Source organism: Streptomyces sp. NPDC056734, assembly GCF_042790455.1.
In the GTDB taxonomy this organism is placed as follows: Bacteria; Actinomycetota; Actinomycetes; order Streptomycetales; family Streptomycetaceae; genus Streptomyces.
Genome location: NZ_JBHTZD010000014.1, coordinates 127,864 through 135,687 on the forward strand (window position 1 = coordinate 127,864; position 7,824 = coordinate 135,687).

General features: G+C 70.2%; 4 protein-coding genes. 3 read left to right on the forward strand and 1 reads right to left on the reverse strand.

Translation table 11 applies throughout. The annotated features are described in order from the left end of the window. Window positions 1-60 precede the first annotated feature (60 nt). Complete coding sequence (gene metH / locus ACFRFC_RS22160; protein WP_382687925.1) at window positions 61-3,576, reverse strand: methionine synthase; 3,516 nt, start codon at window positions 3,574-3,576, stop codon at window positions 61-63. A gap of 634 nt (window positions 3,577-4,210) precedes the next feature. On the opposite strand from metH, the gene ACFRFC_RS22165 reads away from it, so the two are divergent. From ACFRFC_RS22165 to glpK, 3 genes are all read left to right on the forward strand, one after another. After that, the gene (locus ACFRFC_RS22165; protein ID WP_382687927.1) at window positions 4,211-4,975 is read left to right on the forward strand and encodes an IclR family transcriptional regulator; all 765 of its coding nucleotides are present in this window, start codon (window positions 4,211-4,213) and stop codon (window positions 4,973-4,975) included. 330 nt (window positions 4,976-5,305) lie between these two features. Continuing rightward, window positions 5,306-6,097, forward strand: coding sequence for an MIP/aquaporin family protein (locus ACFRFC_RS22170; protein ID WP_382687930.1), 792 nt, complete (start codon window positions 5,306-5,308; stop codon window positions 6,095-6,097). A 109-nt stretch (window positions 6,098-6,206) separates the two neighbouring features. Next, window positions 6,207-7,745 (forward strand): glycerol kinase GlpK, encoded by a 1,539-nt coding sequence (gene glpK / locus ACFRFC_RS22175; protein ID WP_382687933.1) that lies wholly within the window; start codon window positions 6,207-6,209, stop codon window positions 7,743-7,745. The last annotated feature ends 79 nt before the right edge of the window (window positions 7,746-7,824 follow it).

The window sequence follows — 7,824 nt, forward strand, 5'->3', positions numbered from 1 at the left end:
GGCCGCTGCGTCACCCTGAATCACCGAAACCCTGGAGATCCCTGGAGATCCCTGGAGGTCTCAGCGGGCGTTGAAGTACTTCGCCTCCGGGTGGTGGATGACGATGGCGTCGGTGGACTGCTCGGGGTGGAGCTGGAACTCCTCCGAGAGCTGGACGCCGATCCGCTCGGGCTCCAGCAGTTCGGCGATCTTCGCCCGGTCCTCCAGGTCGGGGCAGGCGCCGTAGCCCAGGGAGAAGCGGGCGCCCCGGTACTTGAGGGCGAACATGTCCTCGACGTCGGCCGGGTCCTCCCCGGCGAAGCCCAGTTCGGAGCGCACGCGCGCGTGCCAGTACTCGGCGAGGGCCTCGGCGAGCTGGACGGACAGGCCGTGCAGTTCGAGGTAGTCGCGGTAGGCGTCGGCCTCGAACAGCCGGGCGGTCTCCTCGCCGATCCGGGAGCCCACGGTGACCACCTGGAGGCCGACGACATCCGTCTCGCCGGACTCCTCGGGGCGGAAGAAGTCGGCGAGGCACAGCCGGCGGCCCCGGCGCTGGCGGGGGAAGGTGAAGCGGGTGCGTTCGTTGCCGGACTCGTCCAGGATGATCAGGTCGTCGTCCTTGGAGACACAGGGGAAGTAGCCGTACACGACGGCCGCTTCCAGCAGGTTCTCCGTCTGGAGCCGGTCGAGCAGCCCGCGCAGCCGGGGCCGTCCCTCGGTCTCCACGAGGTCCTCGTAGGTCGGTCCCTCGCCGGTGCGGGCCTGCTTGAGTCCCCACTGGCCCTTGAACAGGGCGCCCTCGTCCAGCCAGGAGGCGTACTCCTTGAGCTGGATGCCCTTGATGACGCGGGTGCCCCGGAACGGCGGCTTCGGTACGGGGTTGTCGACGGCGACGTCGGAGCGGACATGGCCTTCCTCGGGCCGCTCCTCGACCACCGTGGCCGCCGCCGCCCGTACCCGGCGCTGCTTCAGCTCCGGCAGCTTCGCCCCCGGGACCCCGCGCTTGACGCCGATGAGGGCGTCCATCAGGCGCAGGCCCTCGAACGCGTCGCGGGCGTAGCGGACCTCGCCCTGGTAGATCTCGTGCAGGTCCTGCTCGACGTAGGCGCGGGTGAGGGCGGCGCCGCCCAGGATGACGGGGAAGTCGGCGGCCATGCCGCGGGCGTTCAGCTCCTCCAGGTTCTCCTTCATGATCACCGTGGATTTCACCAGCAGCCCGGACATGCCGATGACATCGGCCCGGTGCTCGGCGGCGGCGTCGAGGATCGCGGAGACGGGCTGCTTGATGCCCAGATTGACCACGTTGTAGCCGTTGTTGGAGAGGATGATGTCGACGAGGTTCTTGCCGATGTCATGGACATCGCCGCGCACGGTGGCCAGCACGATGGTGCCCTTGCCGGCCTCGTCGGTCTTCTCCATGTGCGGTTCCAGATGGGCCACCGCGGTCTTCATCACCTCGGCGGACTGGAGCACGAACGGCAGTTGCATCTGGCCGGAGCCGAACAGCTCGCCGACCACCTTCATGCCGTCGAGGAGGATCTTGTTGACGATGTCGAGCGCGGAGGTGCTGCGGAGCGCCTCGTCGAGGTCGGCTTCGAGGCCGTTGCGTTCGCCGTCGATGATGCGCCGCTTGAGGCGCTCGTCCAGCGGCAGCGCGGCGAGTTCCTCGGCCCGGCCCGCCTTGAGGGACTTGGCGGTGGCGCCCTCGAAGAGGGCCATCAGCTTCTGGAGCGGGTCGTAACCCTCGGCACGCCGGTCGTAGATCAGATCGAGGGCGGTGGTGACCTGCTCGTCGTCGAAGCGGGCGATGGGCAGGATCTTGGAGGCGTGCACGATCGCCGAGTCCAGTCCGGCCTTGACGCACTCGTCCAGGAAGACGGAGTTCAGCAGGATGCGGGCGGCCGGGTTGAGGCCGAAGGAGATGTTGGACAGGCCGAGGGTGGTCTGGACGTCCGGGTGGCGGCGCTTGAGTTCGCGGATGGCCTCGATGGTGGCGACGCCGTCGCCGCGGGACTCCTCCTGGCCGGTGCAGATGGTGAAGGTAAGGGTGTCGATGAGGATGTCGGACTCGTGGATGCCCCAGTTGCCGGTGAGGTCGTCGATCAGCCGTTCGGCGATCTCGACCTTCTTCTCGGGGGTACGGGCCTGGCCCACCTCGTCGATGGTCAGCGCGATCAGCGCGGCGCCGTGCTCCTGGGCGAGTGCGGTGACCTTGGCGAAGCGGGACTCGGGGCCGTCGCCGTCCTCGTAGTTGACGGAGTTGATGACCGCGCGGCCGCCGAGCTTCTGGAGTCCGGCCCGGATCACGTCGACCTCGGTGGAGTCCAGCACGATCGGCAGGGTGGAGGCGGTGGCGAAGCGGCCGGCCAGTTCCTCCATGTCGGCGACGCCGTCCCGGCCGACGTAGTCGACGCACAGGTCGAGCAGGTGGGCGCCCTCGCGGATCTGCTCGCGGGCCAGCTCCACACAGTCGTCCCAGCGGGCGTCCAGCATGGCGTCGCGGAACTTCTTCGACCCGTTGGCGTTGGTGCGCTCGCCGATCGCCAGGTACGAGGTGTCCTGCCGGAACGGCACCGACTGGTAGAGGGAGGCGGCGCCCGGCTCGGGCCGGGGGTGGCGCTCGGCCGGGGTCTGCTCACGGACCCGCTCGACGACCTGCCGCAGATGCTCCGGGGTGGTCCCGCAGCAGCCGCCGACCAGGGACAGCCCGTAGTCGCGTACGAAGTTCTCCTGGGCGTCGGCCAGCTCCGGCGCGGACAGCGGGTAGTGGGCGCCGTCCGAGGTGAGGACCGGCAGACCGGCGTTCGGCATGCAGGACAGCGGGATGCGCGAGTGCCGGGCGAGGAAGCGCAGGTGCTCGCTCATCTCGGCGGGGCCGGTGGCGCAGTTCAGGCCGATCATGTCGATGCCGAGGGGCTCCAGCGCGGTGAGCGCGGCGCCGATCTCGGAGCCGAGCAGCATGGTGCCGGTGGTCTCGACGGTGACCGAGACGACCAGGGGTACGTCGTAGCCGGCGGCCTTCATCGCGCGGCGGGCGGCGATCACCGACGCCTTGGTCTGGAGCAGGTCCTGGGTGGTCTCCACGAGCAGCGCGTCGGCGCCGCCGGCGAGCAGGCCCTCGGCGTTCGCCTGGTAGGCGTCGCGGATCAGCTCGAACGTGGTGTGGCCGAGCGTCGGCAGCTTGGTGCCGGGGCCCATGGAGCCCAGCACCCAGCGCGGCCGGCCGTCCTCGGCGCCGAAGTCGTCGGCGGTCTCGCGGGCGATACGGGCCCCGGCCTCGGACAGTTCGAACACGCGCTCGGGGATGTCGTACTCGCCCAGGGCGGTGAGGTTGGCGCCGAACGTGTTGGTCTCGACGCAGTCCACCCCGGCGGCGAAGTACTCGGCGTGCACGGAGCGCACGATGTCCGGGCGGGTGACGTTGAGGACCTCGTTGCAGCCTTCGAGCTGCTGGAAGTCCTCCAGGGTCGGGTCCTGCGCCTGGAGCATGGTGCCCATGGCGCCGTCGGCGACCACCACGCGGGTGGCCAGCGCCTCGCGGAGCGCGGACACACGGGTCCGGGGGTCGGCGGACGGGGTCGGCGGCACAGAGGCCATGAAAGGGCTCCCTCGATGCGACGGCTGTCGGCTTTGCGTCCTGGTCAGGATGCGCTCGGACGGTACCGGGCGCTTCCCGGGGAACCCTCCCCGGCACCGCCTCGGGCCCACCCCGAGGAGGGCACCCGGTCACGGCCGGACGCTCCTGCGGGCGGTTCCCGGCCAGTGCCGGACGCTCCCCCGGTTCACACCCGGGCGGTTCCCGGGCGCTCCCCGAATCGAGGACGCACGCCGCCAGGGTAGCCGGGAGAGGGCGAAAACAGTGAGGACGTCCAGGGGACGGACGGGGGCGGGGGCGGATCGCCCCGGCGCGGCCCGCTGGGCCGGCGACTTCGGGCCCCGGCGCCACGGGGTCCGCGGGACCAGGGACAATCCCCCGGGAACCCGAGGGGATCACCATCCCGAAACACCCCGGCACGACCCGCCCCGGCAGGACACACACCGGGACGGCCCGCCCGGCCCGCACCCGCACGACCCTCGCGACCCGCACAATCCACAGACCCGCACCAGTGCGACACACGCCGTCCGACCGTTAGCGGGGCGTCGGCGTTCACGAGTAATGTTCGACATTGCCGAACGGTGGCCGTCAGGCTCTGGCGCGGTGTCGACGAGGACGGACGGAGGCAGGACGGCGATGGCACGGAACATCCAGTCGCTCGAACGGGCCGCCGCGATGCTGCGGCTGCTCGCGGGCGGCGAGCGGCGGCTCGGCCTGTCGGACATCGCCTCCTCGCTCGGCCTCGCCAAGGGCACCGCGCACGGCATTCTGCGCACCCTCCAGCACGAGGGCTTCGTGGAGCAGGACGAGGCGTCGGGGCGGTATCAGCTGGGCGCGGAGCTGCTGCGCCTGGGCACCACGTACCTGGATGTGCACGAGTTGCGCGCGCGGGCCCTCGTATGGACGGACGACCTGGCGCGTTCCAGCGGTGAGAGCGTCCATCTGGGGGTGGCGCACCAGCACGGGGTGCTGATCGTGCACCACGTCTTCCGGCCCGACGACAGCCGGCAGGTGCTGGAGATCGGCGCGATGCAGCCGCTGCACTCCACGGCCCTGGGCAAGGTGCTGGCGGCGTACGACCCGGTGGCGCACAGCGAGGCGCTGGAGAGCGAGCGCAAGCCGTTCACCGACCGGACGGTGTACGACGCCGAGGGCTTCGAGCAGGTCCTGGACCTCACGCGGGCGCGGGGTTACGCGGCGGACGTCGAGGAGACCTGGGAGGGCGTGGCCTCGATCGCCGCACCGATCCACGACCGGCGGCGGATGCCGGTCGGCGCGGTGGGCATCACGGGCGCGGTGGAGCGGGTGGCGCGCGACGGGGAGCTGCGGCCGGAGCTGATCGCGGCGGTGCGGGACTGCGCCCGCGCGGTCTCCCGGGACCTGGGCGCGGGGCGTTTCTGAGGGGTTCTCCCGGCGGGCTCCGAGCCGTCGGCCCACAAGCCGACAGGTCGACTGCCGGGCTTCGCCCTACCCTGAAGTAAATAGATCACCCGAAAAGGGATAGATCGTAGCCACGTTTGACAACAGACACCGATCGCAACGATCGGTCTTCCGACAGCGGAACCCTTGACGCATGCCTGGCGCCAGAGCAAGACTCGCGTCCATCGGTCGGCATTGTCGAACACCTCACGGCAATACGCGTTACGGTGGGCGGACGGTGCGGGCCGGCGGACCCCCGAACAGGGATGAAGGGGTTCTGCTTCCCCTGGACGAAGGACAAAGGAGTCGCGGGTGTCCAGCTCCGACATCTTCATCGGCGAGATCATTGGTACCGCCCTGCTCATCCTGCTCGGCGCCGGCGTGGTCGCCGCCGTCTCTCTCAAGGCCTCGAAGGCCCGTAACGCCGGCTGGCTCGCCATCACCTTCGGGTGGGGCTTCGCCGTCATGGTGGCCGTCTATGTCTCGGCGCCGCTCTCCGGCGCCCACCTCAACCCCGCGGTGACCCTCGCGCTGACGATCGAGGACGGCAAGTGGAGCGACCTGCCCATCTACTGGGGCGGTCAGCTGCTCGGCGCCATGATCGGCGCGGCCCTCGTCTGGGTGGCGTACTACGGCCAGTTCCACGCCCACCTCACCGACCGCGAGATCGTCGGCGACTCCCCGCCACGCGGCACGAAGGCCGTGGAGGCCAGGGAGCGGGGCGCGGGCCCGGTGCTCGGCATCTTCTCCACCGGCCCCGAGGTGCGGAAGGTGTGGATGAACCTGGCCACCGAGATCATCGGCACGTTCGTCCTGGTCATCGCGATCCTCACACAGGGTCTGAACAACAACGGCAACGGCCTGAGCGTGCTCGGCGGTCTGGTCACCGCCTTCGTCGTGGTCTCCATCGGTCTCTCCCTCGGCGGCCCGACCGGCTACGCCATCAACCCGGCCCGTGACCTGGGCCCGCGGATCGTGCACGCCCTGCTCCCGCTGCCGAACAAGGGCGGCTCCGACTGGAGCTACGCCTGGATCCCGGTGGTCGGCCCGCTGATCGGCGGTGCCGCGGCGGCCGGGCTCTTCAACGTCGCCTTCCCCCATTGAGCCGAGACGCCGACCGGGTAGGACCGGGTAGCAGCCGTCCCCCCCGACCGCCGTCCCCCGACCGCCGTCACCCGAAGTCCCCGGACCACGGAACCCCCAGGAGCACACCGTGAGCGACGCCCACACCGCCGGACCGTTCATCGCCGCCATCGACCAGGGCACCACCTCCTCCCGCTGCATCGTCTTCGACCGCGACGGGCGGATCGTCTCCGTCGACCAGAAGGAGCACGAGCAGATCTTCCCGAAGCCGGGCTGGGTCGAGCACAACGCCATCGAGATCTGGACCAACGTCCAGGAGGTCGTCGCCGGAGCCATCGAGAAGGGCGGCATCACCCGCGACGACATCAAGGCCATCGGCATCACCAACCAGCGTGAGACCACCGTGCTGTGGGACCGGCACACCGGGGAGCCGGTCCACCACGCCATCGTCTGGCAGGACACCCGCACCGACGCCCTGTGCAAGGAACTGGGCCGCAATGTCGGCCAGGACCGGTTCCGGCGTCAGACCGGCCTGCCGCTGGCCTCCTACTTCGCCGGCCCCAAGGCCCGCTGGCTGCTGGACAACGTCGAGGGCCTCAAGGAGCGCGCCGAGGCCGGTGACATCCTGTTCGGCACCATGGACTCCTGGGTCATCTGGAATCTGACCGGCGGCGTCGACGGCGGCCACCACGTCACGGACGTCACCAACGCCTCCCGCACCCTGCTGATGAACCTGCACACCATGCAGTGGGACCCGAAGATCGCCGACTCCATCGGCGTACCGCTGGCGATACTCCCGGAGATCCACTCCTCCTCGGAGGTGTACGGCGAGGTCAAGGGCGGCCGGCTCGGCGAGCTGCTCGGCGGCATCCCGGTGGCCTCCGCGCTCGGCGACCAGCAGGCGGCGCTGTTCGGCCAGACCTGTTTCTCCGAGGGCGAGACCAAGTCGACGTACGGCACCGGCACGTTCATGGTGATGAACACCGGCGGGAAGATCATCAACTCGTACAGCGGGCTGCTAACGACCGTCGGCTACAAGATCGGCGACCAGGACACGGTCTACGCCCTGGAGGGCTCGATCGCGGTCACCGGCTCGCTGGTGCAGTGGATGCGCGATCAGATGGGCCTGATCTCGACGGCCGCCGAGATCGAGACCCTCGCGCTGACCGTCGAGGACAACGGCGGCGCGTACTTCGTACCCGCGTTCTCCGGCCTGTTCGCGCCGTACTGGCGCTCGGACGCGCGGGGAGTCATCGCCGGTCTGACCCGGTACGTCACCAAGGCGCACCTGGCCCGCGCCGTGCTGGAGGCCACCGCCTGGCAGACCCGCGAGATCGCCGACGCCATGACGAAGGACTCCGGCGTGGAGCTGACCACCCTCAAGGTGGACGGCGGGATGACCTCCAACAATCTGCTGATGCAGACCCTCGCGGATGTGCTGGACGCGCCCGTGGTGCGCCCGATGGTCGCCGAGACCACCTGCCTCGGCGCCGCCTACGCCGCGGGTCTCGCGATCGGCTTCTGGAACGGCACCGACGAACTGCGCGCCAACTGGCGCCGGGCCGCCGAGTGGACCCCCCGCATGGACGCGGAGACCCGCGAGCGGGAGTACAAGAGCTGGCTCAAGGCGGTTGAGCGGACGATGGGCTGGCTTGAGGACGAGGGCTGAGACAACGGGTGGGAGCTGAGACACGGGTGGGAGCTGAGACACGGGTGGGAGCTGAGACACGGGTGGGAGCTGAGACACG

Bases quoted from the DNA above. Each gene is read 5' to 3' on its own strand.
- ACFRFC_RS22165 (WP_382687927.1), top strand. From the start codon at position 4,211: ATGGCACGGAACATCCAGTCGCTCGAACGGGCCGCCGCGATGCTGCGG.
- metH (WP_382687925.1), bottom strand. From the start codon at position 3,576: ATGGCCTCTGTGCCGCCGACCCCGTCCGCCGACCCCCGGACCCGTGTG.